Origin of the sequence: Allofranklinella schreckenbergeri (assembly GCF_003703475.1) — a bacterium.
In the GTDB taxonomy this organism is placed as follows: domain Bacteria; phylum Pseudomonadota; class Gammaproteobacteria; order Burkholderiales; family Burkholderiaceae_C; genus Lampropedia; species Lampropedia schreckenbergeri.
The window spans coordinates 1-15,948 of sequence record NZ_RDQM01000006.1; the positions used below are offsets into that span (position 1 = coordinate 1).

The window sequence follows — 15,948 nt, forward strand, 5'->3', positions numbered from 1 at the left end:
GCACGCAGCACGCAGCACGCAGCACGCAGCACGCAGCACGCAGCACGCAGCACGCAGCACGCAGCACGCAGCACGCAGCACGCAGCACGCAGCACGCAGCACGCAGCACGCAGCACGCAGCACGCAGGCTGCTTGCGGTTTGAACTTTTCCCTCTTGGCGCGATCTGCTTGCCTGTTCTTCTTTTTATCCCCTTTGCATTTGATCCCGGCGGCGCCCAAGGCGCCGTCGGGTTTTCTGTTGGCGGACGTTTTCGGGCGTTGATGCGTCGCTTGCCCTTTTCCACTTTGCCGTCTCACTCCCAGCAAGCGTTGCCTGGCGCTCTGGGGGTTTTTGCCGTGCACCCAATTCGATTGAAGGAGCTTCTGATCATGCCGCCGCCCATCTTGTCCTCGCATGCTGTTGCCTCGTGCAGAGGGAGCTTTGCGTTTCACAACGCCGGGCGCGAGGCTGCGTGCGGCAGGGAGTTGCGAGCATGGGCAACCCCAAGCTGATTCCGTATGAACTGCTGGGCAAACCCGGCGGTGGTTTTTTTGCTTGCACGGAATGCGTGCGCGACAAAAGAACGGGCTTGCTCTGGGAGGGTAAAACCTGCGATGGCGGCTTGCGCGATGGCGACCGCCTTTACACCAACTGGGGCGATGGCCGGGTGGGCGATGCCAGCGCCTATGTGGCACAGGTCAATGCCATGGGCTTGTGCGGATTTGACGACTGGCGCCTGCCCACGGCCGACGAGCTGCAAACGCTGGTGGATTACCGCAGGCCCTTTCCCGGCCCGACCATTGATGTGCACTGGTTCCCCCACACCTGGGTCGATCTCAGCACCTTGGCATGGCGCGGATATTGGACGTCGGATTTTTATGCGGACGACCCCGTTTACGCCTGGAATGTGAACTTCAACTACGGCAACCTCGGCGTTAACCACCGCAACAACGACGGCGCGGTGCGCTTGGTGCGCGCGGGGCGCTGAAGCAGGCGGTCGATCACTTACCTGCCTTCGATGGGTTAATCAGCGGGGTAGTTTTTGAGAATGAGTCTTAAAAGCCTTATTTATTGCGCCTGTTCGGGTAACATTCCGGTTTATTTCTGCCGTTCTGCTCATGGTGGGCTGGGGGCAGAAAGGTAACGTCAGCCATCGCCATTGCATTCCGTGTGGGCATGCCATGCCATAGCGAAAGCCAGCGTTTGTCGTGGAGACTTCCCTTGGCGAGGTGTATATGCAGAAAGCGTTGGCCCCATCGGGCTGGGCAGTGGGTAAGGTATTGGTGTGGGTGGCAGTGCTGGGGTCGCATCCGGCCTGGGCGCAACAATCGGTGATGCAGGCGCGGGGTGTTGCGCAGGTAGGTCAGGCGCCACAACAGGAGCGTTTGCTCAGCCTGCCGCAAGTGCAGGTTACGGCATGGCCGCAGTTGGAGACCGGCTCGGTCGTGCAGTTGCACCGTGATGGCTCCGGTCAGGGGGGTACGCTGGCCGACGTGGTGCGCTACCAGCCGCTGGCAGAGTTGCCCAATGCGCTTGCGGGGGCAGGCCGTGGCCACAGCCGCTACGACCGCGGCGGTAGCGCAGGCTACAACATCCGGGGGCTGGAAGGCAACCGAGTTGGCTTGGATGTGGATGGTGTTGAGATGCCCGAAGCGGTGGAGCACAGCGGCTGGTCCGGCAGTCGTGCCAAAGGCACCTTCAGCATGGGGCGTGACTTCATGGACCCGGAGCTTTATTCCAGTGTCAGCATTCAGGCTGGTGCCGCGGGCGGGCAACGTGGTGGCATTGGCGGAGCTGTGAGCTTTCAGGCGAAATCGCCGGAGGACTACCTGCGACATGGGCAAAAACGCTATGCCGATGTCAAAACGGGTTACGCTGGCAGCAGTGATACCTGGACTGGTAGCGCCACGGGGGCAGTCCGCATGGGGGATTTTTCGGGGTTGCTGGCCTATTCGCGCCGCCACGGCCATCCGGATAAAAACCATGACAGCCAGGCGCTGCGATCCGAACCTCAGTCCTACCGCTCCAATGCTTTGCTGCTCAAGGGGCAGTGGCAGGGCGGGCCGCAGCATAAGCTGGTGCTTTCGGGCGATTTTTACCGCCGCAGCAACCAGGCGCAATCGACCCAATGGAACAACGACGCGACAAAAATCACCGGTCATTCCACGCAGCAAGCCGAAACCGAGCGTGATACGCTGCAACTCACGCACCACTGGACGCCGGCCGCAGGCGGTTGGGCCGATTACGTGCAAACCCGCCTGTACCACCAACGCACGCTGATGGATGACGCGACGCACACCGTGGCGCCCGCGGGCCTGGGGGTATGGGAGACTTCGCGCAACAGCAATCGCCTCATCGGCTTTGCCAGCAAGATGGAAAAAGAGCTGGGTCGGCACCGCTGGAGCTTGGGCGTGAGCGCCTCGCGCAACGCCAATGAGCACGCCATGGTCAGCTCGCAGCCTTTCAGCAATCGCAATCCTTCGGCCATGCAACGGCCTTATCCCGATAACACCACGACCCGCTGGAGTGCGTATGTCGAGGATGCCATTGGCCTGCACCTGGGCGAGCGCAGGCTGGTTATCACGCCCAGCCTGCGGGTGGACGGCGTGAAAAGCCAAATCCATAACCTGCACAACATGGTCAGCCCATCGTTGCGGCAGGCCGAGATTGAGGGCATTTACGGCAGTACCCCGGGCAATACCATCGTCAGCCCAGGCCTGAGCCTGGCGTATTACCTGCAACCGCAATTGGTGGCCTATGCGCAGCTCAAGCGCAGCGGTCGTGCGCCCACTAGCAGCGAGCGCTATGGCATGTGGCGCAGCGGCATCGATTTGTGTCGCTGCATCATGGTTGGCGATCCCAAGCTCAAGGCGGAAACCAGCCAGGCGCTGGATTTGGGCCTCAAAGGTGAGCCGACCGAGGGTGTGAACCTGCACGGTGCGCTGTTTTATACGCAGTACAAAAATTTCATTGGCTTTACGCGCTATGAGCGCGCCACCCATCCGCAGATGTTCATCGGCACGCCTGATAGGCTCAACGCCATTTTCCGCAGCGAAAATCGCGACCGGGCGCACATTTACGGCTTGGAGTTGAGCACGAGGCTGGATTGGGGTACCTGGGTGCCTGCGGCCAAGGGGCTATACAGCCACTTGGCGTTAGGCTACAGCCAGGGCAAAGCCAAATCCTCCTACGCAGGCGACAAATATGTGGCACTGGACACTATCCAGCCAGCCAAGGCCATTGCGGCCCTAGGGTACGACGCGCCCAACAAGCGCTGGGGCCTGAACCTGACAGGCACTTTCGTGCGCGGCAAGCGCGCTGTGGCCACCAATCGCGACAACTACCGCAACAAGGGGGCAGCGTTGGAGGATGCCAAGACCGAATTGTTGCGCGTACCAGGCTTTGCTCGCTTCGACCTGGGAGCGTACTGGCAGCTCAACCGCCACATGCGCCTGGAGGCGGGCATTCAGAACCTGGGCGGCAAGCGTTACTGGAATTACAGCAATGTGCGCCACTTGCGTGCCGACTCGGCGCTGGATCAGCGTCAATGGCAGCTCTCCAGCCAGCCTGGGCGCAGCTACAGTTTGTATCTGACAGCAGCTTTTTAAGGCGTGTCATCAAATTGCCGAGCAGACCGCCCGACTCCAGGAGTTGTTGAGATTCAGTATTACGGCGGTGTTTTCGGCAAAAACTTCGCATCTGCCGTGTTGAAACGCTTGCAAGGTGTTCGGGCCTTGCGAGCGTTTTTGCCTTGCATCTGCGGCTTTTGCCTCGAAAAACCGTTTCGCCAACCCAATCTCGACAACCCCTAGAGATGAGCGCAGTGCGAAAATTTTGACGGCTCGCCGTGGGTGGTTATGGGTGACGGTTGCCATAGGCCCACCCTGAATGCGGCGGCAGACTACGCATCTATTCGGTAAGCTCCGGTTCGCCGTAGTTCGTAGTCTTATGGTGGCTATCAAGATAGGAGCAATGTATGTGGTGGGACAAGCTGTGGCTGATGTTCTTGATTTACCCGGTGGTGCTGCTGGCGCTGCCGTGGTTTTTGGTGCTGACGGTGCGCTTGCCGTGCAAGTTCCGCTACCAGGAAGCGCCCAGCGATGCGTTGCAAAAAGCGGTGGCTGACGAGGGCTTTCAGCAGGCGTCCCAAGCGCTGCAACGCCTGGGCTACCAGCGCAGCATGGGCGGCATGATGGAAATCGTCAAAGGCGTTCATCTCATGGGCCTGGTCTGGGAGCACCCCGAGCGCACGCACCGCGTGGCCTTGCAATTCAACACGCAAACGCTGCAAACCCTCGTGGAGTTCCAGCAGCGCTACAGCGACGGGACGTGGCTGAACCTGCACAACGGCCGCGATGCGCCCTGGCCCCTCTCCCGCCGGGTGCGCCTGTACGTGTTGCCCGGCGAGCGCAATGTGGCCCGTATGGAGAGCGTGTTTGTGCAATTGCAGCAACGCCTGCCGATTCAGGCCGAGCCGCAGCTCGCGCGCGGCGAGGCGGGCACGCGCGCCATGCTCGATACGCTCAACGCCGAGCTGTACGGCTGGTGCAAAAAAGGCATGTTCTCCATGCAGTGCCGCGATGGCTGGCGGCGGCTGGGCATAGGCTTTGCCTACTGGCTGGTGTTCACGGGCAATTGGCCCTTCAACCGCCTGATGCAGGCGCGCCAGCGCAAGCGCACGCTGGCCGCCATTGCAGAATAATTACAAATCAATAATAAAATTGATTTGTTTGCTGATTTGCCGAAATAAGGGTGTTTTGTTTCCCTTGATTGGTATTTTATGGGGCTTTGCAATCGCGCCCAGGGGCGTGGGGCGCGCCTACAATCGCGCGCATGATTGACCCACGCCCTGCCCAGGCGGCGCCTTCTTGCTCCTCTGCCGCCCCTGCCTTTTCTCCCCTCGCGCCCGCCCAACCGCTTGCCCACCCGCCTGCCGACACGTTCGCCGACACACCTTTGCTGGCGGGCTTGAACCCCGAGCAGCGCGCGGCGGTGACTTTCCGGGGCGGCAACGCCCTCATCCTCGCGGGCGCGGGCTCGGGCAAAACCCGCGTGCTCACCACCCGCATCGCCTGGCTGCTGCAAACCGGCCAGGCATCGCCCGGCGGCATTCTGGCGGTGACGTTCACCAACAAAGCCGCGCGCGAAATGGTCGCGCGCCTGAGCGCGCTGGTGCCCATTTCCGTGCGCGGCATGTGGATTGGCACCTTCCACGGCCTGTGCAACCGCATGCTGCGCGCCCACGCCCAGACGGTGGGCCTGCCGCGCCAGTTTCAGATTCTGGACATGCAAGACCAGCTCGCCGCCATCAAGCGCTTGCTCAAGGCCAACCACATCGATGCCGAGCTGCTGCCGCCCAAAAAGCTGCAAATCTTCATCAACGCCTGCAAGGAGGACGGCCTGCGCGCCAGCGAAGCGCCCGCGCGCGATGCCGATGCGCGCCAGAAGGTGCAGCTCTACCACCTCTATGAGCAGCAATGCCAGCGCGAAGGCGTGGTGGATTTTGGCGAGCTGATGCTGCGCAGCTACGAGCTGCTGCGTGACAACGCCGCCATCCGCCAGCACTACCAGCAGCGCTTTGCCCACATCCTCATCGACGAGTTTCAGGACACCAACCGCCTGCAATACCAGTGGCTCAAGCTCATCTCCGGCGCGGCGCGCGCGCCGTTTGCGGCCGATGCCGCCGATGCCGGGGCATCCAGCGTGGTGGCGGTGGGCGATGACGACCAAAGCATTTACGCCTTTCGCGGCGCGCGCGTGGGCAATATGGCCGACTTCGTGCGCGAATTTCGCGTCGCCCAGCCCATCAAGCTGGAGCAAAACTACCGCTCCTACAGCCACATTCTGGATTCGGCCAACGCCTTGATCGCCCACAACCGCCAGCGCCTGGGCAAAAACCTGCGCACCGAACAGGGCGCGGGCGAGCCGCTGCGCGTGCACGAGGCCGTCAACGACGGCAGCGAGGCGCAGTGGGTAGTCGATGAAGTGCGCCAGCTCATGCAAATCGAGGGCTTTGCCCAGCGTGAAATCGCCATGCTCTACCGCAGCAACGCGCAAAGCCGCGCGCTGGAATCGGCCCTGCTGGCGGCCAAAGTGCCTTACCGCATTTATGGCGGCCTGCGGTTTTTCGAGCGTGCCGAAATCAAGCACGCACTGGCCTATTTGCGCCTGCTGGAAAACCTGGGCGACGACACCAGCTTTTTGCGCGTCGTCAACTTCCCCACGCGCGGCATTGGCGCGCGCACGCTGGAGGCCCTGCAAGAAGTCGCCCAAGCCCGGCAACTGCCGCTGGCGCAAGCCGTGGCGCACCTGGAGGGCAAAACGGCAGCCAAGCTGCAAGCCTTTGTGCGCCTGATCGAGCAACTGCGCAGCGCCTGCCAGGGCCAGCCTCTGCGCGGCGTGATCGCCCAGGTGCTGGAGCACAGCGGCCTGCTGGAGCATTACCGGCTGGAGAAAGACGGTCAGGAGCGGCTGGAAAACCTGGACGAATTGCTCAACGCCGCCGATGCCTTCATCCTGCAAGAAGGCTTTGCGCGCGACGCCACCGCCTTGCCGCTGGACGAGCACGGCCAGCCTCTGCCAGAGTCATGGCTGCCCCAGCCTTTGACGCAAAGCCCGGCCAGCCAGGGCCTGGCGGTGGATGGGGATGCGCTGCCGGATGCGCCGCTGCACGCACCACTGCCCAGCGAAGGCGGTGCGGCCCCGCGATGGGAGCAAATGGATGCGCTGGATGCCAGCGCCTCCACCTTTTACGACCCCGACACGGGCGAAACCCTCTCGCCCCTGGGCGCTTTCCTCACCCACGCCGCGCTGGAGGCGGGCGACAACCAGGCCCAGGCCGGGCAGGACGCCGTGCAGCTCATGACCGTGCACGCCAGCAAGGGGCTGGAGTTTGATGCCGTCTTCATCGTCGGGCTGGAGGAGGGGCTGTTCCCCCACTACAACAGCCTGGCCGACCAGGAAGGGCTGGAGGAGGAGCGCCGCCTGATGTACGTGGCCATCACCCGCGCGCGCAAGCGCCTCTACCTCAGCCTGGCGATGGAGCGCATGCTCAACGGCCAGGCGCAATACAACCCGCCCAGCCGTTTTCTGGATGAGCTGCCGCCCGAATCCGTGCGCTGGCTCACCCCGCGCCGCCCCAAGGCGGGGGCGGGCAGCGGTGCGGGTTATGGCGGTGCCGGGCGTTATGGCGCAGGCGCGCGTGCGCCCTGGCAAGGGCGTCAGGCAGCGGCGTCAGCCAAGCCGGCCACGGCGCCCAGCGCCGCGCCCCCTGCGCGCTACGCCAGCAGCAACGCCATCGCGCGTGCGGCATCGTCCAGCGCGGCCCCGAGCAACCCCTGGGGCATCCGCAGCGGACAAACCGTGTTTCACGCCAAATTCGGCCAAGGCCAGGTGCTGGCCGTGGAGGGGCAGGGGGCAGAGGCCAAGGCGCGGGTCGATTTTGGCCGCCACGGCAGCAAGCTGTTGCTGCTCTCGGTGGCCAAGCTCACGGTGGTGCCGTGAGTCTGTGCTTGCGAGGCGCTGATTTTATCGATCAAAATATCGATCAAAAGGAAACAAAATCCACTTGTTTCGGCAACACTGGCCTATAGTGGATTTTCTTTTGATGGAAATTCAGCGCGCCTCGTTGCCTGCCACGATGGACATCACCGCCATGCGCACGGCGATGCCGAAAGTCACCTGCGGCAGGATCACGCTTTGCTGGCCGTCGGCCACTTCGGAGTCGATCTCCACACCGCGGTTGATGGGGCCGGGGTGCATGACGATGGCGTCGGGCTTGGCCAGGCGCAGCTTGTCGGGCGTGAGGCCGAAGTTCTTGAAATATTCCTGGCTGCTGGGCAGCAGCGCGCCGCTCATGCGCTCGTTTTGCAGGCGCAGCATGATGATGACGTCGGCATCCTTGATGCCGTCCTCAAGCCGGTGAAACACGCGCGCGCCCAGGGCGGAGAAGTTCTCGGGCGCCAGGGTTTGCGGGCCGACCACGCGCACTTCGGGGCAGCCCAGCGTGGTCAGGGCGTGGATGTCCGAGCGCGCCACGCGCGAGTGCAGCACATCGCCCACCACGGCCACCGTCAGGTTGGTGAAATCCTTTTTGTAGTGGCGGATGGTGTACATGTCCAGCAAGCCCTGCGTGGGGTGGGCGTGGCGGCCGTCGCCGGCGTTGACCACATGCACATGCGGCGCGACGTGCTGGGCGATGAGGTAGGGCGCGCCCGAGGCGCTGTGGCGCACGACGAAGATATCGGCCGCCATCGCCGAGAGGTTGGCCACCGTGTCCAGCAGCGTCTCGCCCTTGGCGGTGGAGGAGCGGCCAATGTCCAGCGTGAAGACATCGGCCGAGAGGCGCTTGGCGGCGATGTCGAAGGTGGTGCGCGTGCGCGTGCTGTTCTCGAAAAAGAGGTTGAAAACGCTTTTGCCGCGCAGCAGCGGGACTTTTTTGACTTCGCGGTCGCTCACGGAGACGAAGTTGGCGGCGGTGTCGAGGATGTGCGTGAGGATCTCGCGCGGCAGGCCCTCGGTGGAGAGCAGGTGGATCAGCTCGCCGTGCTTGTTCAATTGGGGGTTGTGGCGCGCCAGCATGGAAAACGGCTTTCTTGCAAAGAGGAAAAAAGGGAAAGAAGGGGACAAGCGCTTGCAAACGCTTTGGGCGCTCACGCGCCCTTGAAGGCCTCCAGCGCAAAGCGCAGGCGGCCATCTTCGCCTCGCGCCAGCGCCAGCTTGTCGCTGGCGGGCAGCGACAGGCGCGCGGCGGCATAGGTTGCCTCCACCGGCAATTGCCGCCCGCCGCGATCGACCAGCACGGCCAGGCGCACGCGCGCGGGGCGGCCGTAGTCGAACAGTTCGTTGAGTACGGCGCGGATGGTGCGGCCCGTGTGCAGCACGTCGTCCAGAATCAGGATGTCGGCGCCGTTGACATCGAAATCCAGCGCCGTTTGCGCCCCGCTGGAGAGGCCGCGCTGGGCAAAATCGTCGCGGTGCATGGCCGATGACAAGGTGTTGACGCCTTGGGATAGTTGCAAATCGGCCACCAGCCGCTCCAGCAGCCAAACGCCGCCGGAGGTGATGCCCGCCAGATGCACCGTGCCCGCCCGCCCCTGGGCATCGGGCAGGCCTTGCTGCATCAGGCGCTGCACGCCATCACGCAAATCCAGGTACAGGCTTTCGGCATTGAGGGCGATAAACCCGGCGGCGGTGTGGGGGGCGGTGTCACTCATGGTCGGCGGAACTCCTGGCTCATGGTTGGGGTGGGCGGGCGAGCGCGCGCAAAAATTGGTCGAGGATGATAGCGGCAGAAACCGCGTCCACATGGCGGGCGCTGACGCCCTGGGCCAGCGCTTCGGTGGTGCTGTAGCGCTCGTCCACACCGAACACGGGCAGGCCAAAGCGCCCGTGCAGCCCGCGCATGAACCAGCGCGCGCGCTCGGTGTTCTCGTGCGCCGCGCCATCGGGGTGAAAGGGCAGGCCCACCACCAGTGCTGTGGGTTGCCATTCGCGTACATAGTCTTGCGCCAGCGCAAATTGCGCTTTGCCCTGCGCCTTGAGCAGCCCCAGGGGCTGGGCCGCGCCCGTGCGCTGCGAGCCCACGGCTACGCCGGTGCGCAAAAGGCCGTAGTCGAAAGCCAGAAAGGTGTGTGCATCGCTGGCGGGGTCAAAGGCGTGGGGCAGGCCCAGGGATTCGGCAAAAGCGGGGTTCACGGCAGTGGGTGGATAAGAGAGAAGGGCTAAATATGGGCTTGAAAGAGGGCGAGCATCATCAGCCCCACCACCATGCAAGCCAGCAGCACGGCAATGCGCACGGGCCGGATGGGCCGTCTGACGACGGGCGAAAACCATTGGGAGAACCAGACCAGCAAGGGATCGCTAGCGTGGAAAAAGAGTGCGAACAGCGGCAGGCCCAGGCCGAGCTGCCAGGGCCAGGGCAGCAGCAGCAAGGCGCAGAAGGGGGCTGCAACGCAGAGTACGACAGCCAGCCAGGCCCGTATGGCAACGTCCAGCTCCACGCCGCAGTTGGGGCAATGCCACGGGCCAGCCTGGGCGGCATGCCGTGCCACAAAGGCATGTGGCAAAAGGGTTTGGCAGGCCGGGCAGCGTATGCGGTGGTGTATTGGGCGGCGGCGCATGGGGCCTGGGGGCGCGGCAGGCTCAGGCATGCCCGGCCACGCTGGCGAGCTGGTGCGCGTGGATGCCCAGCAGCTCCAGGGCTTTGCCGTAGCGCTGCTCTGGCCCCAGTTGAAACAGCAGCGCGTGCGAAGCCTGCACGGTCAGCCAGGCGTTGGCGGCCAGTTCGCTTTCAAGCTGGCCGCCATCCCACGAGGAGCAGCCCAGCGCCATCAGGGCGTGGCGCGGGCCGCCGCCTTGGCTGATGGCTTCCATCACATCGCGCGAGGAGGTCAGCGCCAGCCCATCGGTGATGGGCAGGGAGGAGGCGTAAGCCGTGCCGCTGGCGGCTGGCTCGCCGTCGCTGCCAGTGCCGCACTGGCTGGGCGCGGCGGCTGTGGTGTCGTGCAGCACAAAGCCACGGTCCTGGTGGAGCGGGCCGCCCATCAGTACGGGCATGTTCGCCAGGTCCTCGCGTGGCAGGTTCAAGTCCAGACGCGCAAAGAGGTGCCGGGCCTGGAGGTCGGTGGTTTTGTTGATGATCAGTCCCAGGGCGCCCTGGTGGTTGTGCTCGCAGACGTACACCACGCTGCCGCCAAAGAGGCTGTCTTCCAGGCCGGGCATGGCAATGAGCAGGTGGCCGGTGAGGTTGAGGGCAAGGGGCTGTGACATGGCGGGCATTTTAGGCTGCTGAACTGGTCTATATTTCCATTTCATGAAGAAAATTTAAAAATTGATTTTGGTATGATGGTATTAAAAATTTCATTTCATAAATAATCTATTGATTTGTAATTAAGGGGTGTGCCCAAAGGGCCTGACCGGCGCTGATGCGGGCCGGAGGCTTCTTTGGACATTGGGATGCCTAAAAAAGTATCTTAAAAAGATACTATGACTGTTTGCAATACACCTGCGGATCGTCTCGCGCTACGATTTAGCCCGTTTTAACGAGTGGCATGCGCCCGGCATGCCTTGGCAGGAGAGTGAACAATGAACAGCCCCGATGGCTTGGCTCTGGCGCGTGCGCGGTTTACGCCCGAACAATTGGCTGAACGCCCCTGGCTGGCGTCTTACCCCGAAGGGGTGCCCGCCGATGTGGGGGCAGGCGAATACGGCTCGCTGGCAGAGCTGCTGGATGCGGCTTTCAGCCGTTACCCCCAGCGGGTGGCGTTCAGCTTCATGGGGCGCGATTTCAGCTATGCGCAGGTGGAGCGGCTCAGCGCCCAATTGGCGGCCTATCTGCAATCGCTGGGCTTGCAAAAGGGCGACCGGGTGGCGGTGATGTTGCCCAACATCATCCAGTACCCGATTGCGGCGGCGGCGATCATGCGGGCGGGGCTGGTGCTGGTCAATGTCAATCCGCTGTACACGGCGCGCGAGCTGCAACACCAGTTGCAAGACTCGGGCGCGCGGCTGATTCTGGCGCTGGAGAACTTTGCCCACACCCTGGCGCAGTGCGTGGCGCATACCCGGATCGAGCATGTGGTGCTGGCGGGCGTGGGCGATCAGCTCGGGCCCATTCGCGGCCGCTTCATCAATTGGGTGCTGCGCCGCCGCAAAGATGCCAGCGGCCGGAAGGTGGTGCCTGGCTTCACGCTGCCCGATACGGTGCGCGTGGTGCGCTTTAACGAGGCGCTGCGCCGGGGCAGCCGCCAGCCCTGGCGCTCGCCCAGCATGGGGCGGGACGATTTGGCGCTGCTGCAATACACCGGCGGCACGACCGGGGTGAGCAAGGGCGCCATGCTCACGCACGGCAACGTCATCGCCAATACGCTGCAATCGCAGGCGTGGAACAAGCCAGCCATCGATACCCTGGGCGGTCGGCCCTGCGTGAGCGTGTGCGTGCTGCCGCTCTACCACATCTTCGGTTTTACGGTGGGCATGATGATGTCCATGCGCAATGGCGGCCAGGCCGTGCTCATTGCCAACCCGCGCGATTTGGATGCCACGCTGGCGCAGTTGCGCGGCTACACCATCCACTTGTTCCCTGCGGTCAATACGCTGTTTGGCGCCTTGCTCAACCACCCGGACTTCGACCGAGTGGATTGGAGCCATTTGCGCATCACCTGCGGCGGCGGCGCGGCCGTGCAGCAGGCGGTGGCCCAGCGGTGGCTGGAGCGCACGGGCTGCCCGATTTGCGAGGGCTATGGCCTCTCGGAAGCCAGCCCTTCGGTGGCGTGCAACTCGGTCGTGACCAAAACCTTCAGCGGCACGATTGGCATGCCCTTGCCCAGCACCTACCTGCGCTGTGTGGATGAGGCCGGGCGGCCCGTGCCCACCGGCGAGCCGGGCGAAATCGCCATCAAAGGCCCGCAATTGATGGCTGGCTATTGGCAGCAGCCGGAAGAAACGGCACTGGTCATGACCGCCGATGGCTACTTCCGCACGGGCGATATCGGCGTGATGGACGACAAGGGCTTTATCAAAATCGTCGATCGCAAGAAAGACATGGTGCTGGTCAGCGGCTTCAACGTCTATCCCAACGAAATCGAAGATGCGATCGGCCTGATGCCCGGCGTGCGCGAATGCGCCGTGGTGGGCGTGCCCGACGAAAAAACGGGCGAAGCCATCAAGCTGGTAATCGTCAAGAAAGACCAGGCCCTCAGCGAAGCCCAGGTGCACGAGTACGCGCGCAGTCATCTCACCGGCTACAAACGCCCCAAATACGTGGAATTTCGCACCGAGTTGCCCAAAAACGGCGTCGGCAAAATCCTGCGCCGCGAGCTGCGCGACAAGGACGAGTAACGGCGGCCCGTCTTTCGCCAAGCCTTTTACCAAGCCCTTCAGCGTGCGCTGCGCCAGGCCAGCGCCGTGGCCAGCAGCAACAGGCTTGCAGCAATCCAGGCGTAAGGCGCGGCGGGGGCCAGGGTGTACAGGCCTGTGCCCAGCATGGGGCCAAGCACCATGCCCAGCCCCTGGGCGGCGGAGGCGTTGCCCGCAGCGGCGCCTTGCTCGTGGGCTTGCACCGCGTTGGCGGCCATGGCCTGGAAGGATGGGAAGATAAACCCCATGCCGAAAGCGCCCACGGCATAGGCCAGCAGCAAATGCCAGGGCTGGTGGGCCAGCAGCACGCTGGCAAAGCCCAGCGCGGAAATGCCTGCCCCGGCAATCACCCAATGGCGCAGGGCGATGTGCTTGAGGTGAATCACGCATTGCTGCGAGAGGATGAGCGCCAGCCCCACGCAAGTCAGCGCATGGCCGGCCAGGCGCGCGCCTTTTTCTTCGCTCAGGCTGAAGTGGTCCATGGCGAAAAATCCCACCGAAACCTGCGCCACCGCCACGCACATCATGGCCACGAAGGCGGTCGCCATCGCCAGGCGCAAGCGCGGGTCCCACAACGGCAGATGCGGCCGCGCCGCCGGGGTGGATGAAGGGGCGGACGATGAAGCGGACGAGGGCGCGCGGCTTGGCATCGCGTTGGGGGCGCTGGGCTGCGCCGGGCTGGTGGGGGCGTTGGGGTTGGGCGCTTGCGGCGGCAGGCCGGCGGGCAGTCCCAGCGCGATGCTGAGCAGCCCCAGCAAAGGCAGGGCCGCAGTGGCGTAAAAGCCCCAGTGCAGCCCCCAGCCGCTGACCAGGCTGACGATGGCAGGCCCGGCCACCATGCCCAGCGCGTTGGCCGAGCCGAGCTTGGCCATGGCTTGCTGGCGCGCCTGGGGCGCGACGTGGTCGGCAATCGTGGCCGCAGCGGTGGGCGGCACGGCGGCATAAAACGCGCCGATGACGCTGCGCGCGCCAATCAGCACGGCGGCAATCAGCAAGGCAGGCAGGGTGTGGTGCAAGGCCACATCCACGAACACGGCCAGCAAGGCGTAGGTGAGGGTGAACACGCCCAGCCCCATCAGCAGCACGGGTTTGCGCCCCAGCCTGTCGCTGGTGCGGCCCCAGGTGCGTGCCAGCAGCATCCAAAACACGCCGCCGATGGACATGGAAATGCCAGCCACCATCTCGGAAATACCCAACTGGCGCACGACGGGGCCGATGATGGCGACGTAGGCCATCATGGCCATGGTCCCCACCAGGGCGGCCAGCAACAGGGGGGCGAGGCGAAAGGGGCGAGGAGGGGCAGAGAGCATGGGCAAAAAAGCGCAAAGCGGCTGGGGTGGCAAGGGGCGGGTATTTTCGCGGCAGAGCGGGCCATTTCTGGCGCTTGCGGGCTATGCGCTGTGGGGCTATGCGTGCAGCAATGAAAGGCGCTTGCCAGCGCCTGGATGCCGGGCAAAGCCCTGTCTTTACAAAAAAATGCACGGCCAGCCACAATGCGCACACCAAGGCTGGGCAGACTCGCCGGCTTTGGTCGGACTCTGGCGCGGATTGCGCTGCTTTGCTGTTGAGGAAATCCTTTTATGTTGCGCCTTGCTCGGATGTTATGTGGCCTTTGCTGTTTCAGCGCCCTGGCTTCTGCTGGCGCGCAGCCCAAGGATATTGCGCGCTTTAGCGGCAGCAGGCAGGCGATGGCGGAGTTGTGCGGCGATAAAGCGGCCTTGGCCAAGCTCCAGCAAAAGCAAGAGCGGGCGATGCAGCACAGCGGGATGTCCCCAGCCGAGTACCAGGCGGAGTTCCAGCGCGGCTATGCGCAGTCGCGAGAGGATTTCGCAGGCCTTAGCGAGGAGGAAAAGGCCAAGACGTGCGCGCAGCTTCAGGCGTTTTCCCGGCATCAGAAAAATTGATTTTTTATAAATCAAAAGGGAACAAAACCGCATTTTTTCGGCATGTTATATATAGATTGAATTTTATTATTGGTTTGTAATAAAAGGGTGGCTATAGCGCCAGTTTGCGATCAGGGCGGTTTGCGTGGAAGGCGCAAGCCGCCTTTTTTCATGGCAGGATCGCCGCCCACCTCGCCCTACGCCTGCTTGCTTATGCCTTTGACCATCTCCATCGGCCCGCTGCTGTTGCCAGCCCCGTTTGTGCTGTTGCTGCTCTGTGTGGCCGTGGGGCTGGGCTGGGTGCATTGGCGCACACGCCAACAGGCCCCCGGCGAGCGCCAGGCGCTTGCGCAGGTGGTGCAAGGCGCAGTGCTGGTGGGGGCGCTGGCTGCGCGGCTGGGCTTTGTGCTGCATTACCACCAGGCGTATCTGGCCCACCCGTGGAGCGTGCTGGATATCCGCGATGGCGGCTGGGCGCCCTGGCCGGGGTTGATGGCGGCGTGGTTTTACGCTGCCTGGGCAACGCGCACCGCTCGCACGCGCCAGCGCCTGGTGCTGGGGGCGATGGCTGCTGCCAGCGTGCTGTGGCTGGGCGGGCAGGCGGCGCTGCTGTGGCATGCGCCTAGGGGGCAATCGTTGCCCGCGTTCGCATCGCTTTCCATGCGGGGCGCGCCGGTGCAGTTGCAGTGCCTGCGCGGCAGGCCAGCGGTGGTGAATCTTTGGGCGACGTGGTGCCCGTATTGCCGCAGCGAGCTGCACGCGCTGGCCCAGGCGCAGGGCCAGTATCCAGAGGTGCAATTCGTCTTCGTCAACCAAGGCGAAGCGCCGCAAACCATTGCCCAGTTTTTGCAAAGCCAACGCCTGGCGCTTGACCCTGTGGTGCTCGATGGCAAGGGCGAGCTGGCGCGCCACTATGGCCAGACGGGCTTGCCGCTGACTTTGTTTTTCGATGCCCAGGGCCGCTTGGTGAGCAGCCGCGTGGGGGTGATGTCGCAGGCGAGTTTGCAGCAGCGCATTGAGGCGGCGCAGTCGGCAGAGTTGGCCCGCTTTGGGGCTGCGCCTGCGCCGAAAGATCCGGGGATTGGCTGCTGAGAGACTTTGAACAAGCTCTGCGGACAGGGTTTAGAGCGTGTTATGCACTTTCCGCCCCCCGCGAGAGCGCCCCGGCGGGTGCAGTGCAAGGCGCAGTCCCCGCCGCAGCCTGGCTGCGCTGCAAGGGGACGGCAA

General features: G+C 63.8%; 15 protein-coding genes. 7 read left to right on the top strand and 8 right to left on the bottom strand.

The features are described 5' to 3' along the window. The coding region (locus EBQ26_RS12870) for a hypothetical protein (RefSeq protein ID WP_238944165.1) at positions 1-396 on the bottom strand (396 nt) is incomplete at its 3' end. Between the two features lie 77 nt (positions 397-473). On the opposite strand from EBQ26_RS12870, the gene EBQ26_RS05665 reads away from it, so the two are divergent. Together EBQ26_RS05665 and EBQ26_RS05670 are read left to right on the top strand one after the other, a co-directional pair. After that, on the top strand, positions 474-968 hold the full coding sequence (locus tag EBQ26_RS05665) for an Lcl C-terminal domain-containing protein (RefSeq protein ID WP_122238061.1): 495 nt from the start codon (positions 474-476) through the stop codon (positions 966-968). Between the two features lie 220 nt (positions 969-1,188). Next, positions 1,189-3,588, top strand: a complete 2,400-nt coding sequence (locus tag EBQ26_RS05670) for a TonB-dependent hemoglobin/transferrin/lactoferrin family receptor (RefSeq protein ID WP_147473462.1) — start codon at positions 1,189-1,191, stop codon at positions 3,586-3,588. Between the two features lie 9 nt (positions 3,589-3,597). On the opposite strand, the gene EBQ26_RS05675 is transcribed toward EBQ26_RS05670, so the two are convergent. Next, the gene (locus tag EBQ26_RS05675) at positions 3,598-3,855 is read right to left on the bottom strand and encodes a hypothetical protein (RefSeq protein WP_238944166.1); all 258 of its coding nucleotides are present in this window, start codon (positions 3,853-3,855) and stop codon (positions 3,598-3,600) included. A gap of 101 nt (positions 3,856-3,956) precedes the next feature. Here EBQ26_RS05675 and EBQ26_RS05680 point away from each other — a divergent pair, with 101 nt between their 5' ends. Beyond that, positions 3,957-4,682 carry a hypothetical protein gene (locus EBQ26_RS05680; protein ID WP_122238063.1) on the top strand — a complete coding sequence of 242 codons (726 nt, stop codon included), beginning with the start codon at positions 3,957-3,959 and terminating at the stop codon, positions 4,680-4,682. A gap of 131 nt (positions 4,683-4,813) precedes the next feature. After that, entirely contained in the window at positions 4,814-7,483 is a 2,670-nt protein-coding gene (locus EBQ26_RS05685) for a UvrD-helicase domain-containing protein (RefSeq protein WP_122238191.1), read from the top strand. Between the two features lie 111 nt (positions 7,484-7,594). Here EBQ26_RS05685 and EBQ26_RS05690 read toward each other — a convergent pair whose 3' ends face one another. The 5 genes from EBQ26_RS05690 to EBQ26_RS05705 form a co-directional block, all read right to left on the bottom strand. Beyond that, positions 7,595-8,560, bottom strand: a complete 966-nt coding sequence (locus tag EBQ26_RS05690) for an aspartate carbamoyltransferase catalytic subunit (RefSeq protein ID WP_122238064.1) — start codon at positions 8,558-8,560, stop codon at positions 7,595-7,597. A 71-nt stretch (positions 8,561-8,631) separates the two neighbouring features. After that, positions 8,632-9,195, bottom strand: a complete 564-nt coding sequence (pyrR, locus tag EBQ26_RS05695) for a bifunctional pyr operon transcriptional regulator/uracil phosphoribosyltransferase PyrR (protein ID WP_122238065.1) — start codon at positions 9,193-9,195, stop codon at positions 8,632-8,634. Between the two features lie 19 nt (positions 9,196-9,214). Beyond that, a complete protein-coding gene (ruvX, locus tag EBQ26_RS05700; protein WP_390614172.1) occupies positions 9,215-9,676 on the bottom strand; it encodes a Holliday junction resolvase RuvX in 462 nt (153 codons plus the stop codon). A 26-nt stretch (positions 9,677-9,702) separates the two neighbouring features. Further along, on the bottom strand, positions 9,703-10,032 hold the full coding sequence (locus EBQ26_RS12875; RefSeq protein WP_238944167.1) for a hypothetical protein: 330 nt from the start codon (positions 10,030-10,032) through the stop codon (positions 9,703-9,705). 91 nt (positions 10,033-10,123) lie between these two features. Beyond that, positions 10,124-10,750 carry a YqgE/AlgH family protein gene (locus EBQ26_RS05705; protein WP_313790371.1) on the bottom strand — a complete coding sequence of 209 codons (627 nt, stop codon included), beginning with the start codon at positions 10,748-10,750 and terminating at the stop codon, positions 10,124-10,126. A 369-nt stretch (positions 10,751-11,119) separates the two neighbouring features. Here EBQ26_RS05705 and EBQ26_RS05710 point away from each other — a divergent pair, with 369 nt between their 5' ends. Beyond that, positions 11,120-12,820: an AMP-binding protein gene (locus tag EBQ26_RS05710; RefSeq protein WP_122238192.1), complete on the top strand. Its 1,701-nt coding sequence runs from the start codon at positions 11,120-11,122 to the stop codon at positions 12,818-12,820. 38 nt (positions 12,821-12,858) lie between these two features. Here the strand turns inward: EBQ26_RS05710 and EBQ26_RS05715 are convergent, their stop codons facing one another. Next, the gene (locus tag EBQ26_RS05715) at positions 12,859-14,148 is read right to left on the bottom strand and encodes an MFS transporter (RefSeq protein ID WP_122238068.1); all 1,290 of its coding nucleotides are present in this window, start codon (positions 14,146-14,148) and stop codon (positions 12,859-12,861) included. A 270-nt stretch (positions 14,149-14,418) separates the two neighbouring features. On the opposite strand from EBQ26_RS05715, the gene EBQ26_RS12880 reads away from it, so the two are divergent. Both EBQ26_RS12880 and EBQ26_RS05725 read left to right on the top strand, forming a co-directional pair. Beyond that, complete coding sequence (locus tag EBQ26_RS12880; protein ID WP_122238069.1) at positions 14,419-14,742, top strand: hypothetical protein; 324 nt, start codon at positions 14,419-14,421, stop codon at positions 14,740-14,742. A 192-nt stretch (positions 14,743-14,934) separates the two neighbouring features. Then, a complete protein-coding gene (locus EBQ26_RS05725; RefSeq protein WP_122238193.1) occupies positions 14,935-15,813 on the top strand; it encodes a TlpA disulfide reductase family protein in 879 nt (292 codons plus the stop codon). Positions 15,814-15,948 lie beyond the last annotated feature (135 nt).